Raw genomic sequence first — 20973 nt, 5'->3', positions numbered from 1 at the left:
GCAGATCCCCCCTTGCCCACGATTTGTCACCAAGCTGTGCCCCCGGTCTCAGGGAGAGATTGCAGGATCAGGGGATGATGACCATGACGGTCACCTCCCCATAGTATCGCCCATCAGCGCCATTACTTAAGGTTAAAGCCCCGCGATTGCAGGAATCCCAGCATGAAAGGGCGGGACTCCTTGCCCAGAATGGCGCGGATCTGGCCGCTCCAGGTCTGCTGCTTGTTGTTGCTGCTGCGGGCCTGATAGTAGTCCGCGATCTGCTGATCGTACCGGGCCAGCAGGTCGCGATCCAGCTCGTGCTGGTAGCGCTCCTGATGCACAACCAATCCCCTGGGCAGACGGGGTTTCTGTTCCGGCTGCTGGGCAGGATGACCAAGGCAGAGGCCAAACAGCGGGATCACCTGATGGGGCAAGCCGAGCAGTTCGCTCACCTCGGCCGGATGGTTGCGAATGCCGCCGATATAGACCCCGCCCAGCCCCAGCGACTGCGCCGCCAGCAAGGCGTTTTGCGCCATCAGGGCGCCGTCGATGGCTCCGATCAGCAACTGCTCCGCATAGCCGGTCTGGGCCTCGGGCACGATCTGGGTGTGGCGGTGGTAATCGGCGCAGAACACCAGAAACTCGGCCGCCTGCACCACATAGGGTTGATTGCCCGCCAGCATTGCCAACTGCTGACGCGCCTCGGGCTCGCAGACTCGCACAATACTGGTCACCTGCAAAAAGCTCGAGGTTGAGGCGGACTGGGCGGCGGCGAGAATGGCATCCAGCTGCTGCGGGGCGATCGGCTCGGCAGTGAACTGACGAATGGAGCGATGGGAAAGGATAAGATCGATGGTCTGATTCATGGCACCTCCAAAATGAGGTAACACCATAGCGAAAAAAACGAGGGAGCCCAAGGCTCCCTCGCACACCCAGCTTAAGGGGCCGGATAGACGTAAGGGGCTTGCAACCCGAGCGGGAAGCCTAGCGCCCAGTAGAGCAGCAGGAAAATCGTCCAGCTCACCAGGAAGGCCAGCGAGTAGGGCAGCATCATGGAGACCAGAGTACCGATCCCGGTGCTCTTCACATACTGCTGGCAATAGACCACCACCAGCGGGAAGAAGACCATCAGCGGGGTGATGATATTGGAAGCAGAATCCCCGACCCGATAGGCCGCCTGGGTCAGCTCGGGGGAGATCCCCACCGCCATCAACATGGGTACCAGGATCGGGCTGATCAGCGCCCACTTGGCGGAGGCCGAGCCGACTACCAGATTGACGGTGGCGGTGAGCAGGATCATCCCGACGATAGTCACCTCACCGGGCAGCGCCAGCGCATGGAGCACTTCGGCACCGGAGAGGGCCAGCAGGGTACCCAGATTGGAGTCACCAAACGCCTTGATAAAGAGCGCGCAGAAGAAGGCCATCACCATGTAGGAGCCCATCTTGTTCATGGTGGCCGACATGGCATCGATCACATCCTTGCCACTCTTGAAGCTGCCTGCGACAAAGCCGTAGACAATCCCGGGCAGGATAAAGAGCAGGAAGATGAGCGGCACTATGGACTTCATCACCGGCGCGGCGAAGGTGGTCAGGGAGCCATCGGCAGCACGCAGCGGTGAATCGCTCGGGGAGAGCGCCAGCGCCAGCAGCACGATAGCCGCCAGCATGGCAAACCCGGCCCAGTTGAAGGCCCGGCTCTCTTGCGCGCTGTAGCGCCCCATCTCGTCGGCACTCTCCAGATCCTCGTTGAGCGCCACGTGCTTGAGGCGCGGCTCCACCACCTTTTCGGTGACGAACCAGCCGACGCAGATGATCAGCAACGAAGAGGCACCGGTAAAGATGATGTTGCACAGGGTGTTGACCATGTAGTCAGGATCGAGCAACTGAGCGGCGGACTGGGTAAAACCCTGCAGCAGCGCATCCCCGCCGGAGGGCAGGAAGTTGGCGGCAAAACCGCCGGAGACACCGGCAAAGGCAGCGGCGATCCCCGCCAGCGGATGGCGTCCGGCAGCGTGGAAGATGATGCCACCGATGGGGATCACCAGCACATAACCCGCATCTGCGGCGGTGTGGCTGACGATCGCCACCAGGATCAGCATGGGAGTGAGAAAACGGGCAGGCGTCACTTTCAGCAACTTTTTCAGACCGGTATTGATAAAACCGGACTGCTCGGCCACCCCGACCCCGAGCATGGCCACCAGCACGATCCCCAGCGGGGCAAAGCCGGTAAAGGTGGTCACCATGGTGGAGAGAAACTCGGCCAGACCGGCACCGGTCAGCAGGTTGTTGACCACTACCGCCTCCCCGGTACGGGGATTGACCAGATCAAACTGGAATTGTGACAACACCCAGGAGCCGACCCAGACGATCAACAAGGCGTAGAGGAACAGCATGGCGGGGTCGGGTAATTTGTTCCCGGCTTTCTCGACGCCATTGAGGAAACGGTTCAGCCAACCTTTGGGAGGGCTGGCTGGACGGTCATTGACAGCAGCATGACTCATTATTGCGATACTCCTTTCCCTAGAAACGAGGTCGCATGCTAGCAATTCCAGCCAATCCGTCTCATGACCGATCGCAAAAGAATGATTAATTTTGATTAAATATTGCGGAATAAAATTCCAAGTTGTGGCCTAACGCACACTTGTTACTCTGCCATCACGGCATCTAGCAGTGGATAACGCCCAACCTGGCACTCCACCACAAAACCGCTCGCCTCGACTTGCGCCACCGTCAGCGGCTTGCTGAACAGATATCCCTGGAACACATGGCACCCCTGGGTCTGCAGGGCGGCCAGCTCGTGAGGCTCCTCCACCCCTTCCGCCATGATCCCCAACCCCAGATTGGTGGCCATGGCCGCAGTCGCCCGGATCACCGGCAAGTTGAGACCGACCACGAAGGAGCGATCCAGCTTGATGTTGTTGATCGGCAACCGGTTGAGATAGGCCAGCGAGGAGTAGCCGGTACCGAAATCGTCGATGGCAATCTTGATCCCCTGCTCGCTCAAATCGTCGAGAATGCCGAGGCACCCCTTCATATCGAGCATCAGCACGGTTTCGGTCAGCTCCAGCGTCAACAGGGAGGCATCCACCCCGTGCAGCTCCAGCTGCTGGCGAACTTGCCCGGGCAGCGCCGACGAGAGCTGGAAACCGGAGAGGTTGACGGAGACCGGCACCCGCTGATGGAAGCGCTTCTGCCAGCTGGCGACCTGTGCCAGCGCGGTGGAGAGCACCCAGCTGCCGATCTCGCGGATCAGCCCCATCTCTTCGGCCAACGGGATAAATTCCACCGGCGAGACATGGCCGAGCACCGGGTTGTACCAGCGCAGCAGCGCCTCGTAACCGATCAGACGCCGTTTGGCGGCATCGACCTGCGGCTGGTAACAGAGGCTCAGCTCCTGACGGCCGATGGCCTTGGCCAGAAACTGTTTGAGATTGAGCTTGCGCTGCAGGGTCTGCTGCATGCTGGGGGTGAAACGCTGCCAGCGCAGCCGCCCCATCTGCTTGGCCTGATACATGGCCATATCGGCACGGGTGATAAGGTTGTCCCCGTCATCCGCATCATCGGGATAGATGGCTATACCGATACTGCCACCGATGGTCACCTCCGGCAGCCCGCTCAGTTGCAGCGGCTTGGTCATCTGGGAGAGCATCTGATCGGCCACCTCTTGCGCCCGATCCCCCTGATTGCCCAGCGGCACCAGTGCTGTGAATTCATCGCCACCGAGGCGAGCCAGCTCCACATCCCGCGGGCAAATCTGTTTGAGGCGACCGGCGACCCGCTCCAGCAGGCGATCTCCCGCCTTGTGGCCGTAGTTGTCGTTGACCAGCTTGAAGTTGTCCAGATCCATGAACACCAGCGCAAAACGCTCCCCCAGCCCGCAATATGCCTCAAGGGATTTCATCAAGCCATACCGATTGAGCAGGCCGGTCAGGGAGTCGTGCCAGGCGAGGTGGCGATGCTCCAGCTCCTCGAGCTTGCGATCGGTAATATCCCGCATGGTGAGCAGAATGCGGGCCCCCTGCTGGATATAGCGGAACTGATACTGGAACCAGCGCATCCCCTTGAGGGTACGGCACTCCCCCTCGGTCACCACTTCATCGAGACGGGAGAGCTTCTGGTAGAAGCTGTCATCATTGCCGGAGAAAACCTGGGAGAGCTTGGCGATCTGGTGGCCGAAACACATTTCGAAGTGATAGTTGCCGCTCTCGAACACACCGTGGCTATCGAACAGGCAGGCAAGGGTATCGCCGGTTGCCAGCGAGGACTCCTGATAGAGGGTATCGGAGTCGAGCACCGCTTCGGTCATCATCATCAGCCGGCCTGCCAGTTGAATACCGGAGAGGCGCAGATAGATCTGCTTCTTGACCCCCTTTGGGGAGAGGGTCCACCACTCGTTGTAACTGCGCCCCTGCTGAAAATCACCCAGATAGCGCTGCAGCAGCAGATCGATGGCGGTTGCCATATCGGCAGAGAAGTCGCGGGAGCAGAGTTCGTCGAGTGACGTCGCCTCCCACACGGAGAGCGCGGCGCTGTTTGCCCAGAAAATATGGTGATGCTCGATGTCATAAACCCAGATCGGGGTATGCAGAACATCCATCGTCTTCAGTAACCGTTCGTCAAGCGTATTCATCTGGTCAAGGTCATTCATGCTGGATGGTCACTGGTTAACCGGAAAACAGATCTGGCAAACCGCTAGCTGCAGAATGCAAGGTGCAAATACCTCTCGGCCATTATCCCTTTTCACATAGCCAAGAGCGGACAAAACTATTTCAGATATCAACAACAGGGCAGCCTGTACGGCAATACTACAAAGGACTCAGCCAAGGACCCTGTTAATCCAGGCAAATCATATAGTCGATTTTTAACTTTTTTCCCCAGTAAAAACAAGCACTAAGAGCTATCCACTCGAGACCTTGAAAGAGCAATTGCATATTTGCTGCGATAAATTTGTTATTAACATTTAAATCAATGGTGGAAATAGTCATCACTCTCTGTCACAAAGCTTCCATTAATTAACCAAGCGGATGGATAAACAGCCAAAAAAACGCCAAAACGGACAAAAATAGTTCACTAAGGCGGAATTGATATACCCCAAATTCATTTTTCAACAGGCAATGAGCAAAACCCGAATATATGATCTGCATCACATTGGCTGTAGATGGCAAACCACCCCGGCTGAGTACGCAGAGCAACCCAGATTCCTTCCATCAGATTGCAATATCGGCCTTCGCCCGCGGTTATAGCGGAACAAATCAGGAAATATGGCAAACATCTCTGCCGCAGCACCATTTGGCATCGTGCCGAAATAATCACCAGCTCGGGGAAACTGTGATGACGGGCGGGTGGAGAACTGGTATCAACAGAAATCGAATCCAGATCAATTAAACGCTGAATTACCCTTGCCAACCCGGAACGCTCTTTTTATGGTTGCCCCCTTGTTACACCCAGAACAGCGTTTATGAAGCACATCGAAGAGTTCTACCTGTTCGTCAAGGTGGTGCAAGAGGGAGGATTCTCCCACGCTGCAGCCGCACTGGGCATGCCAACAGGCACCATCAGTCGACGCATTTCCCAGCTGGAAGAGCAACTGGGTTGCTCCCTGCTACATCGCTCTACCCGCAAGCTCCGCCTTACCGATGATGGCCTCAGATACTACGAACGTCTCTGCACGCCACTCGCACAAATCGAGCAGGCCACCAGCGAGATCCAGGGTCAAGAGGCCGATATCACCGGGCTTATCCGGATAGCTGCGCCGATCGCACTCTCCAACACCATCCTCATCGATATGCTGGCCGAATTCGGGCTGCACTATCCCGAGGTACAGTTCGATATCACCCAGACCAATGATCACCAGCACCTGTTCGACAATGATCGGGATCTGGTGTTCTTCAACGGTGAGCTGCCCCAGTCGCTGCCCAATGCGATCTGTCTCGGCCATATCGAGTACGGTCTGTTTGCCTCACCACTCTATTTGACCAAAAAGGGCACCCCCTCCCATCCCAACCAGCTGGAAGAGCACGATCTGATCTACTGCTGGCCTCACCAGCACTGGCAGCTGACCGACAAGGATGGCCAGAGCGTCTGCATCAAACGCAGCGCCAAACTGACCGTCAACCAGACCCAGGCCGCGGTACGCGCAGCCCGACGTCATCTGGGGATCGTCAACGCCCCGCTGCACTATCTGAGCAGCTTCCTCCATGACGAGCAGCTGGTGCCGGTACTGACCGACTGGCAAACCGGCAATCGCCCCTTCTACATGTTGTGTTGCCAGCACCAGTTCGCTCCGTTGCGTGTTAAGATGTTCGTTGAATTTGTTGAAAAATACTCAGCACGCTATCGCAATCGGCAGTGGGACAACCAATTTTCACAAGGTGATAGCCTCACCCATTGCATCTGACCGTTAGCGGGCCACACTTATAGCATCCCTTGCCAACAGAGCCTGCCTAACGCCATGAATGTATTGATATGTGATGACTCCGGGTTCGCCCGCAAACAGCTGGCGCGGGCGCTCCCGGCCGACTGGAAAGTCGATTTGCACTACGCAGCCAATGGTCTCGAAGGGATCGAACAGGTGCTGATGGGTCATGGCGATCTCATCTTCCTCGATCTGACCATGCCGGAGATGGACGGTTACGGCGTGCTGGAGACCCTCCAACGGGAGGGTCTGCGCAACAAGGTGATCGTGGTCTCCGGGGATATCCAGCCAGAGGCCTATCAACGGGTGATGGGGCTGGGCGCACTCGATTTCATCAAGAAACCCGCGGCCCCCGAAACCCTGCTTGCCCTGCTCAAACAGCACGGTTTCTGGAGCGCAGAGCCAGGCAACACAGCCGCAACAGCTGCGGCGCCAACCGGTGGCGTCGTCGCCGATGCAGGCGTCAAGATCACTCCGGAAATCCGCGACGTCTATCAGGAGCTGGCCAACGTCTCCATGGGCCAGGCAGCCGACCTGCTGGCCCGGCTGCTCAACGCCTTCGTGGTATTGCCGATCCCCAATGTCAACGTGCTGGAAGTATCAGAGCTGCATATGGCCCTCTCTGCCGCTGCTGATTCGGATACCCTCTCCGCCGTCTGTCAGGGCTTTATCGGAGCGGGGATCGCCGGCGAAGCGCTGATCTTGTTCCATGACTCCAGCTTTAAAGATTTGGCCAAGCTGATGAACCATCAGGGAACGCTGGATCGCACTGCCGAGCTAGAGCTGCTGATGGATACCGCCAACGTGCTGATCGGTGCCTTCCTACGCGGCTACGCCAACCAGCTCGACACCCCCTTCAGTCAGGGCCACCCGGTGGTGCTCGGCCAACACAGACCCATCAACGAGCTGATCAACACCAACAAGAGTCGCTGGCGCCGCACGCTCGCCATCGAGATCAACTACCGGATCCAGGATTATGCGGTGCAGTGTGATCTGCTGCTGCTGTTTACCGAAGATTCCATCGCCACCATGAACAACAAAATCATGCACATGCTCTAGGAGTGACTATGGAAATCCGTGAATTTCATTGGCTGATGAACATAGTCCAGAACCTGGACGTAGGCCTGGTAGTGCTCGACAAGGAGTACAAGGTACAGGTGTGGAACGGTTTTATGGAGAGCCACAGCGGCCGACTGGCCAGTGACGTGCGTGACGGCGTGCTGTTCGAGCTCTTCCCCGATGTGGACAAAGCCTGGTTCGAGCGCAAGGCCAACATGGTCTTCAAGCTCAATAACCGCGCCTTCAGCACCTGGGAGCAGAAACCCTATCTGCTGCGTTTCTCCAACTATCGCCCCATTACCGGCTCGGCCCCCCACATGTTCCAGAACCTGACGCTGGTGCCACTGGCCGATTTCGGCGGTCAGGTGACCCATATCGCGGTGATGATCTACGATGCCACCGATGAGGCCATGCTGATGAGCGGCCAGCGACAGGCTTGAGCTGGCTGCAAATAACAGAGGGCGCCGCGGCGCCCTCTGTTATTTCGGTATGAACAAGTCTTGGTATAACCTCTACCTGACCAGCCGTCTCAACGCGCCCCGAGATACTCGGTCAAGGCGTCGATCACCTCTTCAATATCGTCATCGTTGATCTGCAGATGGGTCACCAACCGCAGCTCGCCGTAACCGGAGAAGAGGATCCCCCGCTCCTTCATAAAAGCGAGCAGAGGGGCCGATTCCCCCTCACGCAGCCGCAGGAACACCATGTTGCTCTGCACCAGCGAGAGGTCGAGCTCGATGCCCGGCAGTGCAGCCAACCCTTCGGCCAGCCGTTTGGCACGGCGGTGATCATCGGCCAGGCGGGTCACATGCTGCTCGAGGGCAAACAGACCGGCTTGCGCCAGAATCCCCGCCTGACGCATGCCACCTCCCAGCATCTTGCGTAGGCGGCGCGCACGGGCGATGAAATCGTGGCTGCCCACCAGCAGCGAGCCCACCGGAGCCCCCAACCCCTTGGAGAGACAAATCGAGATACTGTCAAACGGTGCTGCGATCACCTCGACCGGGGTCTCGCTGGCCACGGCGGCGTTAAAGAGCCGGGCGCCATCGAGATGAAGCTTCAAGCCGCGCTCGGCAACGAATGCCCCCATCTCCTGCAGATAGGAGAGCGGCAGCACCTTGCCGTTGTGGGTGTTCTCAAGGCAGATCAGGCGAGTCTGGACGAAGTGGGCATCATCAGGGGCCAGCGCAGCCTTGATATCATCGAATGCCAGCGTGCCATCGCGCTGCATCGGCAAGGGTTGCAGGGCTACGGAGCCCAGCACGGCACTCCCCTGCGCTTCATAGCGATAGATGTGAGCGGCGTTGCCGAGGATGGCTCCCTCACCGCGCTGACAGTGGCTCATCACCGCCAACAGATTGGACATGGTGCCGGACGGCACAAACAGCGCCGCCTGTTTGCCCAGCAATCTGGCCCCATAGGCCTCCAGCGCGTTGACGCCCGGATCTTCACCATAGACATCGTCACCGACTTCGGCGTGGAGCATGGCCTGACGCATGGCGTCAGTAGGCTGGGTGACAGTGTCACTTCGTAAATCGATATAGCGCATGAGATCCCTCCTGAAACAGGAGAGTGACGTTAGCCATGCGCCCCTCGCTTGGCAAGGGGCGCATGAGCAGAATGTGAAGCCAATAGACGTCCGTAGAACTCGCAGGCTGGATTTACCAGGGTAGCGGCTGACCGTTGAGATCCAGTAGCTGACCCGATTGGGTCAACGATAACCCCTTGATGAGATTGAGCAGTTTCACCGCCACCTCTGCAGGCTCCTGCAATTGATCCGCAGGCAACTCGCTCAGAAAGGGGGTGTTCATCGGGGAGTCAATCAAGCCGGGCGCCACCGCCACCACCCCCGCTTGCGGGAAACGTTGCGCCCACTCGAGGGCCAGCGTTTTCACCCCCATGTCGAGGGCCGCCTTGCTCATCCGGTAGCTGTAACGTCCCCCCTCCAGATTGGAGGTGATGGAGCCCGCCAGATCAGAGATGGCACAGAGCCACAGCGGATGGTCATTGCCCATCAACCGACTGAAACGGGCAGCCAGCGCCAGCGTTGGCCAGGCATTGGCCAGCAGGCTGTCGCACAGCCACTTGGGGTGCACCTCTTCGACCCGCCGCTCTGGCATAAAGCTGACATCGTGCAACAGGCCGATGGTGTTGATCACCACAGTGGGAAGCGGATCGGTGTCGTAGAGGGTAAACAGGGCATCGAACGAGATGGCGTCCACCTCTTGCAGCGGGAAGAAAGCCCCCATCTCGATCCCTTTTGGATAGGTGCGCCCGGCCAGAAGGAAGGACTCCTCCCTTGCCATCAGCTCTCTTGCCAGCGCCGAGCCCAGCGCACCACTTCCGAGGATCAAGTAGCTCATCGCCCATTCCATGGAGAGTTATCTTGCTTAGAGCGTATCAGAATAATCAACCGGCCGTGACACGACCAAAGGGTAATATGCCCCTCATCACGCTTCCCCCAGATGGCGACCAAACTCCCGCGCCAGCGCCAAATCGAGAAAACCGTCCGCTTTCTTGTGGGTGCGCAAAAACTGGTAATAGGCGAGCAGGGTGACCAGTGCCTCCTCATCGGGCAGCCCCACCCCGGGTTGCTGCTCGCCCAGCAGTAGCTGCGCCGCTGCCAACGCCTCCCTGTCTACCACTTCCGCCTGACGGTAGAGATAACCGCAGCCGGTTGCCAGCCACTCCAGCGAGCAGTTGGCCCCCATGGCGATCTGGTTGGCCCGCGCCAGGCCAGGCTCGGCTCCCTTCAAATATTTGCGGATCAGCGCTTCACTAAGCCCCACCTTGCGGGCAAACGCGCTCACGCTCATCTCCCCGATCAGGCTCTGCAAGCGCTCGGCAAATCCTTCCATCCAACTCTCTCCCCTACTCTGCGGTCAGAACCAAAGTTCGAATCATGCCACTGCCCATTATTGCTTTGCCAGCCACATGGGGCCAAGATGCCCGCAGTCATCTATGTTGCACATCGTTTTCGCATCGTGTTTTTCAAGGAGTCAACAATGTCTGTATCCCGTGTCGCCCTGCATCCGCAAGGCCCCACCTTCTCTCGCCTCATCATGGGTTACTGGCGCCTGATGGAGTGGCAGCTCTCTCCGGCAGCTCTGCTCGATCTGATGAAATATCATCTGGATCTGGGGGTCACCACCATCGATCACGCCGATATCTATGGTGGCTACCAGTGCGAAGAGGCCTTTGGTCACGCCCTACGCCTCGAGCCTTCCCTGCGCAGCCGGATGGAGATCGTCACCAAGTGCGGTATCGCCCTCACCGCCAAGCCGGAGCATGCTCTCAACCACTACAACACCGGCAAGGACCATATCATCGCCAGCGCTGAGGCCTCGCTGCGCAAGCTCGGCACCGACCATCTGGACCTGCTGCTGATCCACCGCCCGGATCCCCTGATGAACGCCGATGAAGTGGCCGACGCCTTTATAACCCTGAAACAGGCGGGCAAGATCAAGCACGCCGGGGTATCCAACTTCACCGCCCGTCAGTTCGAGCTACTGCAATCGCGCCTCCCCTTCCCGCTGGTCACCAACCAGCTGGAGATCTCGCCGCTTCATCAGGAAGGGACCCTCGATGGTACCCTGGATCAGTGCCAACAGCTTGGCATCAAGCCGATGGCCTGGTCATGTCTCGGCGGCGGCCGACTGTTCAGCGATGACGCCTATGCCCCGCTGCGTGCCGAACTGGAGCAGATCCGTCAGGAAGTGGGCGCCCAGACTATCGAGCAGGTGGTCTACGCCTGGGTAATGATGCTGCCAAGCCAGCCGCTGCCATTGATTGGCTCCGGCAAACGGGAGCGGATTGCTGCCGCCGTGGCCACCGAATCCATCGTCCTCAATCGCCAGCAGTGGTTCCGCATCCGCAAGGCGGCGCTCGGTTACGACGTCCCCTGATAACAGCAAAACGTCCAGAAACAAAAACGGCATGGGGGAAACCCATGCCGTTTTTTTATTGCCGAGGTACCTTAGCGGTGGCGCTGTTGCGGGCGACCACGGGGAGCATCTGTCTTCGGTTTGGCCTGGTTGACGGTGATGGTACGGCCACCGACTTCTGTGCCATGCAGACCAGCGATGGCCTTCTCGGCATCACCATTGACCGGCATTTCAATAAAACCAAACCCCTTTGACTGGCCGGTATCGCGGTCGATGATGATATCAACCTTGTCGACCTGTCCAAACTGGCTGAACAGGGTTTTCAGTTCGTCGGCCGTCATCCGGTACGACAGATTTCCTACGTAAATCTTCATGCCATCCACTCTCGATTCAAGGTGCCTTCTCTATGCAATTCCCAGCATAACGGTAAGGGCACAACCCCTATGCCGGACCTGCCATGGCTTCATGCCGTGGCCTTCTCCACACTGTCGTCAAGTGATTGATCTCTTGGGTTAACAGTGCAGACAAGATCAATTCGAGTCACTGGCAGTATCTGAGCTTTGCCGGGAATTGTCGAGAAAATAGTCGACTCAGGCCGATTGCAGATCTGACAACCGTTGCGCCAGCATCCGGCGACCGTGCCAGGCCCGTTTAAAGCCGAAGCGATAGACAGACGGGCTCACCAGATGCAGCTCCCCCGCCTTGAGATCCAGCAAGGCCATGGCCGCCGCCAGCTCCTTTTCACTCAGTTGCAGATCGAGGCTGAAGTCGAGCCACTGGCCGTCGTGACCCACTCGCCGCTCCCGCTCGAGCGCCACCAGCTGGCTGCGGGGCAGCGCCAGCGCTTCATCCTTGTTGCCATTGAGCAGATAGATATGCTGTTCATCCCACCCCAGCTCCGCCAGTCGCCAGGGCTGCCAGCTGCGGGGCAGCGACACCATGATCCCGGTGATGCCACCAAAGAGCACGCCCACCCAGTTGAGCAGCGCCATGGCGCCCCAGCCATCCCACAAGGAGGCCGCCACCACGCCCCAACTCACCAGCAACAGCAGAAAAATGACGCAGCGATAGCGAACCGCTGGCGGCATCAACAGCTGCACCTGGGAACCGGCAAGCAAGGATGTAATACGCATGAAAAGCTCCTGTCATCACGAAATGGCGCCATTGTGAATAGCCATCAGGATGCTGACAAGGGGGTTTTCTTTGTCATCCCCCTATAAAATCAATACCATGGCGTAAATGATTCTCAGTGGAACCCGCTTCTTGACCAGCTCGCAACCCTGTGTGCGCTTTTGTGGCGTCGACAAATTCTATGGCGACTTTCAGGCTCTTCATCACATCGATCTCACCATTGAACGGGGAGAGAAGTGGGTCATCTGTGGCCCGTCAGGCTCGGGAAAATCGACCCTGATCCGCACCATCAACGGGCTGGAGGGGATCGACGACGGCCAGCTGTTCCTGTTTGGCGAGCCGGTGACCCCTTCCTACCTGCGCCGCCTGCAAGGTCGGGTTGGCATGGTGTTTCAGCAGTTCAACCTCTTCCCCCATATGACGGTGCTGGAGAACCTAATGGTGGCGCCGGTGCATACCCTGGGGTTGCGCCCCCAGGAGGCCAAAGCCCGGGCGCTCGGTCTGCTCGAGCGTGTGCGCATTCAGGCGCAGGCCGACAAATACCCCCACCAGCTCTCCGGCGGCCAGCAGCAGCGGGTCGCCATCGCCCGCTCCCTCTGCATGCGACCCGAGCTGATGCTGTTTGACGAGCCCACCTCCGCCCTCGACCCCGAGATGATCCGCGAAGTGCTCGATGTGATCCGCGAGCTGGCTGACGAGGGGATGACCCTGATCTGCGTCACTCACGAGATGGGCTTTGCCCGTCAAGTGGCGGATCGGGTGCTCTTTATGGATGAGGGGAAAATCATCGAGTCGGCCCCGCCCGCCCAGCTGTTCAACGCCCCTCGTCACCCGCGTACCCAAGCCTTCCTCGAACAGGTGCTCAGCTATCATGGCTAGGCTCAAACGCCCCCGCCTGCTTGGCTGGTTGTCAGGCTCTGTGATGCTCTCTGCGCTACTGGGCTGGGCGCTCTATAGCGGCGCTCGCCAGATGGGCTATGAGTGGCAGTGGCCGCGGGTGTTGCCCTTTCTCGGTGAATGGGATGAGGGAACCTTTTATGCCGGCCCCTTGCTAAACGGCCTGCTGGTCACTTTGCAGGTGGCGCTGCTCAGTCTGTTGGGCACGATGGCGGTCGGTGTGTGCGTGGTCAGCCTGCGGCTGCTTCCCTCCAGGCTCGGCCCCTGGCTCGCTATCGCCTATCTGGCGCTGGTGCGCACCACGCCCCAGTTGGTGCAGCTCTATATTCTCTATTTCTTGCTGGGCCCCATGCTGGGATTGGCCCCCCTTGCCTGCGCCGTGTTGAGCCTCTCCCTCTATCAGGGCGCCTTCACCGCCGAGGTGTTGCGTGCAGGTGTACAGGCCATTCCCAAAGGACAGTGGGAGGCAGCCCAGTCGCTTGGCTTGTCACGGGCCATCACCCTGCGCAAGGTGATCCTGCCCCAGCTGGTGCGCATCACCTTGCCACCGCTGACCAACGAGCTGGTCTCCCTTATCAAACATTCGGCGCTGGTGAGTGTGATCGCCATCTTCGATCTGACCAACGAAGGGCGTACTCTGGTTGCCGATACGTTTCTGACCTTTGAGGTGTGGTTTACCGTAGCTGCCCTCTATTTGCTGTTAACCCTGACGCTGTCAGCCTGTTCGCGGGCGCTGGCCCGTCACCTGAATCCGGATCAACAAGGACGCTAACCATGAATCTGTCATTCAAGACCACCCTGTCGGGCGCTGCCCTGCTACTGACAAGCCTGCTCACTCCGGCACTGGCACAAACTGCCCCCTCCGACACCCAGGCACAGATCGAGCAGAGCGGTACCCTGCGGGTCGGCATGTCCACCTTCGCCCCCTGGGCGATGCGCGACAAGCAGGGGGCTCTGATCGGTTTCGAGATTGACGTGGCCCGTCGCCTCGCCACAGATAACGGCTGGCAGGTAGAGTTCGTGCCTACCGCCTGGGATGGCATCATCCCCTCCCTGTTGGCGAAAAAGTATGACGTCATCATCGGCGGCCTCACCATCACCCCCGAGCGGGAGAAGAGCGTGCGCTTCACCCACCCTTACTCCCACTCCGGCGTTCAGCTGGCCGCCTCAACATCCATGGCAAGCGAGAAGAAAACCCTGGCCGACTTCAACCAGCGCGGGGTGATCCTGGCGGTGCGCCGTGGCGCCTCGCCGGTACAGGTGGCCAAGGTCAACTTTCCCAAGGCAACCCTGCGCCAGTTCGATGACGAGTCCCAGGTGTTTCAGGAGGTGCTGAACGGCCGCGCCCACGGCGCTCTCTCCTCCTCCCCCAAACCGGAGCAGGAGGCACTGCGCCACCCCGATGCCCTCTTCATGCCCTTCGTCACCCCGCTGGCGCAGGGGAACGAAGGCTTTGCCCTGCGCAAGGAGGACGGGGCCCTGGCCGAGCAGTTCAACGAGTGGATCGACGCCCGCCAGGCCGATGGCTGGCTCAAAGCGCGCCATGACTACTGGTTCAAGTCCCTTGCATGGGAAACGCAGGTCGCCAACCCCTGATGCTGACGAAGATAAGAGGGGCCATTCGCCACGTCGGCTGGCTGGATGGGGCGATTGTCGTGCTCCTGCTGCTGACGGCGGCCTGGCTCGCCAGCCGCATCCATATCGGGGTGGCCTACCAGTGGCACTGGCATCAGGCCTTCGAGCTGCTGTTCACTCGCGGCCCGCACGGTGAGCTGCCCTATTTTTTCAGCGGCCTGCTCACCACCTTGCGCATCGCCCTGTTTGGCATGCTGCTGGCGCTGCTGCTCGGCACTGCTCTCGGCCTTGCCACCTTCAGCCGCCGCCCCTGGCTGGTGCTGCCGGCCACCCTGTTTATCCAGCTGATCCGCAATCTGCCGCCGCTGGTCTTTATCTTCATCTTCTACTTCTTTATCGCCAACCAGCTGCTGCCTGCGAGCGGCCTCTCCCGCTGGCTCGGCACCGTATCACTCTCCCCGTGGCAAGAGGCGCTGTTTGGCCCACCTGCCCGCTGGGAAAACCTCATCTCAGGCACCCTCTGCGTTGGCATGATCAGCGCAGCCTTCGTCGCCGAGATCGTCCGTGCCGGGCTTGCCGCCATCCCCCGTGGCCAGTGGGAGGCGGCGCAGAGCCTCGGACTCTCCCCCTGGGTGCGGCTGCGCCATGTGATCCTGCCGCAGGCCATGCTGCTGATGTTGCCCCCCTCACCGGTCAGCTCATCGCGCTGGTGAAGGATACCGCCATCGTTTCCCTTATCTCGGTGCAGGAGCTCACCTTCGTCGGTACCGAGATGGCCAACTCCAGCGGACTAGTCTACGAGATCTGGCTGCTGGTAGCCGCGGCCTATTTATTTATATGTTTGAGTCTGTTCGTATTGCTGAGCCGACTCGAAGCAAGACAAGGAGCACGCACATGCTGACGTCCCTGTTGCTGGCGACTGTATTGCAAGCGGAGGCCATCGGTGGTTATGCCGCCGGTTGCCTGAAAAACGGCGTATCCCTGCCCCTCGAAGGGCCGGGTTATCAGGTGATCCGCACCAAACGGCTGCGCTACTACGGCCACCCCGACCTTATCCACTACCTGCAAGCGCTGGCCAACCAGACCCGCATGGCCGGGCTGCCGGATCTCTATATCGCCGATCTGGCGATGGCCCGTGGCGGCCCCTTTACCTCCGGCCATCGCAGCCACCAGACTGGCCTTGATGCCGATATCTGGTTTCGCATGGCCAACCGCCCCATCAGCAAATGGGAGCAGGATGCCCCCAAGGAGTGGGCACTGATCGACGAACCCAGCTACAAGATGTTACCGGGTCGCTTTGGCCCCCAGCAGCTAACCCTGCTGCGGCTGGCGGCCAGCAAACCCGAGGTGGCCCGCATCTTCGTCAATCCGGTGATCAAATCCGCGGTCTGCCAACAGGCAGGCAACGAACCCTGGGTCGCCAAGCTGCGCCCCTGGGTGGGCCACTTCAGTCACTTCCACGTGCGGCTGCGCTGCCCGGTGGGCAGCCCCGATTGCGAGCCCCAGGCTCCCATTCCGCCCGGTAATGGCTGCGGGGAAGAGCTGGCATCCTGGCTAAAAGACAAGCCCCAGTTGCCCAAGGTCTCCGGCATCAACAAGCGACCTGAGCTACCTGCGCGTTGTGGCAACTGACCCCAAGCTGGTATGGTGGTGCACTCTTGGTCGTACACCATCCATGGCGCACTATCGACTCGAAATACCAAAGGAGAACAACAAGATGGCCACATCACTCTGGCGCAGAACCACGCAGAGCCTGTTGACCCTGACCCTGCTGCTCGGCCTGACCGGCTGCGGCATGAACAATATTCCGACCCTGGATGAGCAGGTCAAGGCGAGCTGGGGGCAGGTTGAGAACCAGTATCAGCGCCGCGCCGACCTCATTCCCAATCTGGTCGCCACCGTCAAGGGCTACGCCAGCCATGAGCAGGAGACCCTAAAGGCGGTCACCGATGCCCGTGCCCGGGTCGGCAGCGTGCAGGTGAGCGATCCTGCCCAGCTCAAGGAGTTTGAAGCGGCGCAGAACCAGCTCTCCAGCGCCCTCTCCCGCCTGATGGTTGTGGTAGAACGCTACCCCGAGCTGAAAGCGGATCAGCAGTTCCTTGCCCTGCAGGCCCAGCTGGAAGGAACCGAGAATCGCATCTCGGTGGCACGCCGCGACTATATCGAGGCGGTACGCCAGTTCAATACCGAGATCCGCACCTTCCCCGGCGTCATCTGGTCCAAGTTGCTCTACTCGGATCTGGAGGCCAAACCCAGTTTCAGTGCCAAACCCGGTGCCGATGAGGCGCCCAAGGTCAGCTTCCAATGAAGATGATGCTGCGCTGGTTTCTTCCCTGTCTGCTGCTCTGGGCCAGTGCCCTGCAAGCGGCACCGGACTTCCCGACGCTGAGCGGACGGGTGGTGGATGAAGCCAGTCTGATGTCCCGCAAACAGGCCCATCAACTGACCCAACAGCTGGCCGCCTTTGAAAAGCGCAGCGGTATCCAGCTGGTGGTGGTCTCTGTCGACAGCCTCGATGGGGAGACCATCGAGGAGTACGGCTACCAGCTCGGTCGCCACTGGGGGATCGGCCAGAAAGGCAAAAACAATGGCGTGTTGTTGCTGATCGCCCAGGATGAGCGCAAGGTGCGGATCGAGGTGGGATATGGGCTGGAAGGTGCCCTGCCCGACGCCATCGCCGCCAACATCATCCATGGCCGCATCCTGCCCGCCTTCAAGCGCGGCGATATGGTGGCCGGGATCATGGCGGGCAGCCAGAGCATCATGAAGGCACTCGCCGGGGAATATCAGCCGGTCGAGCAGCCAAAGAGTGACAACGGTGGCGGCCCCTGGCTGTTTATTCTGGTGGTGATTGCGATGATCGTGCTCCACAACCTGCGCGGGGGTGGTGGCGGTGGGCCGGGAGGACGACGTCGGTCGACCTACATGGCCGGTGGATTGGGTGCCGGCTCCTTTGGTGGTCGCTCTGGCGGCGGATTCAGCGGTGGCGGCGGCAGTTTTGGCGGCGGCGGAGCCTCCGGTGGCTGGTAACAGGAGTAAAGAGACAAATCATGATTTCTAAACAGTTCTTCCACACGCTTCAGGCCAAGGTGCGCGAAGCGGAGCTAGAGACTGATGCTGAACTGGTCACCGTGCTGGCCCCGGCCAGCGATGGCTATCGCTACATTCCCACCCTCTGGGCGGCGCTGCTGGCGATGCTCACGCCGCTGCTGGTGTTCCAGCTCGGCTTCTGGCTCGGCTGGTACGAAATCCTGCTGGTGCAGTGGTCGGTCTGGCTGCTGCTGAGCCTGCTGTTCCACTGGACCCCCATCAAGATGCGGCTCATCCCGAAGAAGGTTCGCCAGCACCGGGCGGCCCTGATGGCTCGCCTGCAATTTGTCGAGCAGGGGCTGCACCGCACCCGCGACCGGCTCGGGGTGCTGATCTTCGTCTCGGCCGCCGAGCACTATGTAGAAATACTGGTGGATGACGGCATCGCCCAGCATATCGACAACGGCCAGTGGCAGGAGATCATCGACGACTTCGTGGCGCGAGTGCGCAACAAGGAGATCGAACAAGGTTTTCTGGAGTGCGTTGAGCGCGTTAGCGCCATTCTGACCGATGCCTTCCCGGCCACCCGGGATCAAAACGAGCTGCCGGACAGCCTGATCATCCTCGACAAGCCCTGATCCGGTTTAAAAAACAGGCATTCTGCGCAAGCGTTAGGCATTCGGAAAAGATTATGAAAAATAAGGGGAAAAGAGGTTGACCCACACAGCCCTTTCCCCTAAATTACGCCCCGTTCCAGCGCAACAGCGCAGCGAACGAAAATTTGGTGAGGTGTCCGAGTGGCTGAAGGAGCACGCCTGGAAAGTGTGTATACGGCAACGTATCGAGGGTTCGAATCCCTCCCTCACCGCCAAATCTAAAAAAACCGACCTCAGGGTCGGTTTTTTGCTTTCCGGCAAACACCTATGCCGACAAGTGAGCCAGAGCCACGCAGTGGCAGATCATCCACGCACTCATCCCCCGGTTTGCAAAGCCCTGATGGAACATCACTGCTTTTCGTATTGCCAGCCCCCACCCCCTACCTTGCTTTTGTGATTGCCCCACCCGACAAGCGTTCCTTCCAGTCACAACAGGAGCAACAAGATGATTGCAATGCCATCTTATGGCCGCAACACGCCTTCTTTTATGGACGTTACCCAGCGCCCATTAATTGCTCAGCGATTGGATATCATTTTGAAAAACTGATACTTAAGTAGCTACACTAGCGATTATCAACATGCAGGGATGTGTAAAAAATGAGCTTGATTGGCTTGGTACTGGCGTTGATCGCCATCCTTGGCGGCAACATGATCGAGGGTGGTCATCCCAGCGCACTGCTCGATCTGCCCGCATTTCTTATCGTGATCGGTGGCACCATAGGTGCTGCGCTGACCCAGTTCCCTTTCTCCGTCGTCGGCAGCACCATGAAGCGTTTCAAATGGCTGCTCTCCCCCTCAAGCTCGATATGCATGAACAGGCCCAGTTGCTGGAGACCCTGGCAGGCAACGCCCGCCGTAGCGGCATGCTGGCGCTGGAAGGGATGATCGAGGAGATCAAGGATCCCTTCCTGAAGAAAGGGGTGCAGATGATGGTTGATGGTTACGAAAAAACCAAGATACACGAGGTGCTGGAGAACGAGATCGAGTTCGAGCAGGAAGATCTCGAACAGACAGTCAAATTCTACGAAGCCATGGGCGGCTACTGCCCGACCATGGGGATCGTCGGGGCGGTGTTTGGCCTGATCCACGCCATGGGTCTGCTGGATGCCCCCGACAAGCTGGGCGGTGCCATCGCGGTGGCCTTTATCGCCACCATCTACGGGGTATCCGCCGCCAACCTGATCTTCTTGCCGTTCGGCAACCGCTACAAGGGGTTTGCCCACCAGATCCGCCACTACAAGGAGATGACCCTGACCGGCATTCTCTGCATCGTGGATGGCGAGTCACAGGCACGCCTGCAAGTTACCCTCGAACCTTATCTGGGAGGTCACGGTGGCCAAAAAGAAAAAGGCTGAAGCACCGGAGAACCATGAACGCTGGCTGGTCTCCTATGCCGACTTCATGACCCTGCTGTTCGCCCTGTTTGTGGTGCTCTACTCCTTTGCCATGGCCAAGCAGTCCGAAACCCGGGTGCTTATCCAGGGCTTTATCGAGTCGCTGGGTAAAATCGGCCTCATCTCCCCGCCTGCCGGCTCACCCTTGATGCAGGGGGGCACAGGGATTCTCGAGCCAGAATCAAAAACTACGCCGAGCAGCCCGAAAGAGGAGACTGTGCTGGAGAAAGATGCCCCCATGGCGGCATCGGACCCCTTCAACGAGACCATAGGTGCCTCTGAAAAACCGAGCGCCACCGAAGCCTGGCCCCACAAGACCAAGGAGCAGGAGTGGGTGCAGGTGACCAAGCAGAAGCTGGAGCAGCAGCTAAAGGCCCAGATTGAATCGAAAGATCTCGAGGTCGAGCAACTCGGTAGTCAATTGGTGATCCGCATCGGCGAGAAGGCGCTGTTCCCCTCCGATTCGGCGTTCCTGCAGCCCCAGTTCATCCCGCTGGTCAACAAGATCGCCGGCATTTTGGCCAACATCCCGGGGCAGGTAGTGGTCACCGGTCATACCGACAACTCCCAAGCGCCGGTGGAGCTCTATCGCAACAACTGGGAGCTCTCGGTGCTGCGGGCCTCTTCCATCGTGCAGACCATGCTGACCAATCCCCAGCTGGATGCCAGACGAGTCATCGCTCAGGGTGTTGCCGACACTCAACCCCGCTTTGCCAATGACACCCCCGAACATCGCCAGGCGAACCGCCGGGTCGATATCACCCTCTCCCAAGGCAAGGCAGCAGAAGAGTCACTGCAACTGCTCAAGCCCTGATCCCCCCGCTCCCGCTTCGCGCGGGAGCCTCTTTTTAAAAACAAATAACTCAATAATATCAACGCCATAAGATCTTAATGATAATGATTGCCATTTATTGTCAAGTGGTCAGGCCTCTGCAATAATGCCGCCCT

22 protein-coding genes, 1 tRNA gene and 1 pseudogene are annotated in these 20973 nt (G+C 59.2%); 16 read left to right on the top strand and 8 right to left on the bottom strand.

The window, feature by feature from the left end; all coding sequences use genetic code 11:
- Window positions 1-122: 122 nt before the first annotated feature.
- From nfsA to ACTG2T_RS18395, 3 genes are all read right to left on the bottom strand, one after another.
- Entirely contained in the window at window positions 123-848 is a 726-nt protein-coding gene (nfsA, locus tag ACTG2T_RS18405; protein ID WP_005351148.1) for an oxygen-insensitive NADPH nitroreductase, read from the bottom strand.
- Window positions 849-919: 71 nt separating this feature from the next.
- The gene (locus ACTG2T_RS18400) at window positions 920-2485 is read right to left on the bottom strand and encodes an AbgT family transporter (protein WP_040069319.1); all 1566 of its coding nucleotides are present in this window, start codon (window positions 2483-2485) and stop codon (window positions 920-922) included.
- 143 nt (window positions 2486-2628) lie between these two features.
- A complete protein-coding gene (locus ACTG2T_RS18395; protein ID WP_013723827.1) occupies window positions 2629-4581 on the bottom strand; it encodes a putative bifunctional diguanylate cyclase/phosphodiesterase in 1953 nt (650 codons plus the stop codon).
- An 861-nt stretch (window positions 4582-5442) separates the two neighbouring features.
- On the opposite strand from ACTG2T_RS18395, the gene ACTG2T_RS18390 reads away from it, so the two are divergent.
- Genes ACTG2T_RS18390 through ACTG2T_RS18380 form a run of 3 tightly spaced genes read left to right on the top strand, consistent with a single transcriptional unit; the run spans window position 5443 to window position 7898 of the window.
- Window positions 5443-6381 (top strand): LysR family transcriptional regulator, encoded by a 939-nt coding sequence (locus ACTG2T_RS18390; protein ID WP_005337171.1) that lies wholly within the window; start codon window positions 5443-5445, stop codon window positions 6379-6381.
- Between the two features lie 54 nt (window positions 6382-6435).
- A complete protein-coding gene (locus ACTG2T_RS18385) occupies window positions 6436-7458 on the top strand; it encodes a response regulator (protein WP_043851470.1) in 1023 nt (340 codons plus the stop codon).
- Window positions 7459-7466: 8 nt separating this feature from the next.
- Window positions 7467-7898: a PAS domain-containing protein gene (locus ACTG2T_RS18380; RefSeq protein ID WP_042081919.1), complete on the top strand. Its 432-nt coding sequence runs from the start codon at window positions 7467-7469 to the stop codon at window positions 7896-7898.
- Window positions 7899-7987: 89 nt separating this feature from the next.
- On the opposite strand, the gene ltaE is transcribed toward ACTG2T_RS18380, so the two are convergent.
- The 3 genes from ltaE to ACTG2T_RS18365 form a co-directional block, all read right to left on the bottom strand.
- Window positions 7988-9007, bottom strand: a complete 1020-nt coding sequence (gene ltaE / locus ACTG2T_RS18375; RefSeq protein WP_330124535.1) for a low-specificity L-threonine aldolase — start codon at window positions 9005-9007, stop codon at window positions 7988-7990.
- Between the two features lie 112 nt (window positions 9008-9119).
- Complete coding sequence (locus ACTG2T_RS18370) at window positions 9120-9821, bottom strand: SDR family oxidoreductase (RefSeq protein WP_330124534.1); 702 nt, start codon at window positions 9819-9821, stop codon at window positions 9120-9122.
- 87 nt (window positions 9822-9908) lie between these two features.
- On the bottom strand, window positions 9909-10316 hold the full coding sequence (locus ACTG2T_RS18365; RefSeq protein ID WP_005351138.1) for a helix-turn-helix domain-containing protein: 408 nt from the start codon (window positions 10314-10316) through the stop codon (window positions 9909-9911).
- A 147-nt stretch (window positions 10317-10463) separates the two neighbouring features.
- Here ACTG2T_RS18365 and ACTG2T_RS18360 point away from each other — a divergent pair, with 147 nt between their 5' ends.
- Window positions 10464-11363, top strand: coding sequence for an aldo/keto reductase (locus ACTG2T_RS18360; RefSeq protein ID WP_026034846.1), 900 nt, complete (start codon window positions 10464-10466; stop codon window positions 11361-11363).
- A gap of 71 nt (window positions 11364-11434) precedes the next feature.
- On the opposite strand, the gene ACTG2T_RS18355 is transcribed toward ACTG2T_RS18360, so the two are convergent.
- The gene (locus tag ACTG2T_RS18355; RefSeq protein WP_005337180.1) at window positions 11435-11716 is read right to left on the bottom strand and encodes an RNA recognition motif domain-containing protein; all 282 of its coding nucleotides are present in this window, start codon (window positions 11714-11716) and stop codon (window positions 11435-11437) included.
- A 216-nt stretch (window positions 11717-11932) separates the two neighbouring features.
- Window positions 11933-12475 carry a hypothetical protein gene (locus tag ACTG2T_RS18350; RefSeq protein WP_247822969.1) on the bottom strand — a complete coding sequence of 181 codons (543 nt, stop codon included), beginning with the start codon at window positions 12473-12475 and terminating at the stop codon, window positions 11933-11935.
- Window positions 12476-12581: 106 nt separating this feature from the next.
- Between ACTG2T_RS18350 and ACTG2T_RS18345 the strand changes: the two genes are divergently transcribed.
- From ACTG2T_RS18345 to ACTG2T_RS18290, 12 genes and pseudogenes are all read left to right on the top strand, one after another.
- Window positions 12582-13352, top strand: a complete 771-nt coding sequence (locus tag ACTG2T_RS18345; RefSeq protein ID WP_330124533.1) for an amino acid ABC transporter ATP-binding protein — start codon at window positions 12582-12584, stop codon at window positions 13350-13352.
- The gene (locus ACTG2T_RS18340) at window positions 13345-14142 is read left to right on the top strand and encodes an amino acid ABC transporter permease (protein WP_150389275.1); all 798 of its coding nucleotides are present in this window, start codon (window positions 13345-13347) and stop codon (window positions 14140-14142) included. Before ACTG2T_RS18345 ends, ACTG2T_RS18340 begins: the two co-directional genes overlap by 8 nt.
- Before the next feature lie 2 nt (window positions 14143-14144).
- Entirely contained in the window at window positions 14145-14966 is an 822-nt protein-coding gene (locus tag ACTG2T_RS18335) for a transporter substrate-binding domain-containing protein (protein WP_330124532.1), read from the top strand.
- A complete protein-coding gene (locus tag ACTG2T_RS18330; protein WP_439973806.1) occupies window positions 14966-15658 on the top strand; it encodes an ABC transporter permease subunit in 693 nt (230 codons plus the stop codon). Before ACTG2T_RS18335 ends, ACTG2T_RS18330 begins: the two co-directional genes overlap by 1 nt.
- Window positions 15655-15846, top strand: coding sequence for a hypothetical protein (locus tag ACTG2T_RS18325; RefSeq protein WP_257691729.1), 192 nt, complete (start codon window positions 15655-15657; stop codon window positions 15844-15846). The genes ACTG2T_RS18330 and ACTG2T_RS18325 overlap by 4 nt, the downstream gene beginning before the upstream one ends.
- Entirely contained in the window at window positions 15840-16577 is a 738-nt protein-coding gene (gene mepA / locus ACTG2T_RS18320) for a penicillin-insensitive murein endopeptidase (RefSeq protein WP_005359850.1), read from the top strand. Before ACTG2T_RS18325 ends, mepA begins: the two co-directional genes overlap by 7 nt.
- A gap of 85 nt (window positions 16578-16662) precedes the next feature.
- Window positions 16663-17253: a LemA family protein gene (locus tag ACTG2T_RS18315; protein WP_005346564.1), complete on the top strand. Its 591-nt coding sequence runs from the start codon at window positions 16663-16665 to the stop codon at window positions 17251-17253.
- Window positions 17250-17975 carry a TPM domain-containing protein gene (locus tag ACTG2T_RS18310; protein ID WP_005351128.1) on the top strand — a complete coding sequence of 242 codons (726 nt, stop codon included), beginning with the start codon at window positions 17250-17252 and terminating at the stop codon, window positions 17973-17975. Before ACTG2T_RS18315 ends, ACTG2T_RS18310 begins: the two co-directional genes overlap by 4 nt.
- Before the next feature lie 20 nt (window positions 17976-17995).
- Window positions 17996-18613: a TPM domain-containing protein gene (locus tag ACTG2T_RS18305; protein WP_005337196.1), complete on the top strand. Its 618-nt coding sequence runs from the start codon at window positions 17996-17998 to the stop codon at window positions 18611-18613.
- Window positions 18614-18758: 145 nt separating this feature from the next.
- Window positions 18759-18846 (top strand) — tRNA-Ser (locus ACTG2T_RS18300).
- Between the two features lie 382 nt (window positions 18847-19228).
- A pseudogene (locus tag ACTG2T_RS18295) lies at window positions 19229-19986 on the top strand (flagellar motor protein).
- Entirely contained in the window at window positions 19964-20839 is an 876-nt protein-coding gene (locus ACTG2T_RS18290) for a flagellar motor protein MotB (RefSeq protein WP_106844513.1), read from the top strand. Before ACTG2T_RS18295 ends, ACTG2T_RS18290 begins: the two are co-directional and overlap by 23 nt.
- Window positions 20840-20973: the final 134 nt, after the last annotated feature.

Source organism: Aeromonas sp. 75A (genome assembly GCF_051919425.1).
GTDB classification, from domain to species: Bacteria; Pseudomonadota; Gammaproteobacteria; order Enterobacterales; family Aeromonadaceae; genus Aeromonas; species Aeromonas veronii.
This window is presented reverse-complemented; position numbering and strand designations above follow the sequence as displayed.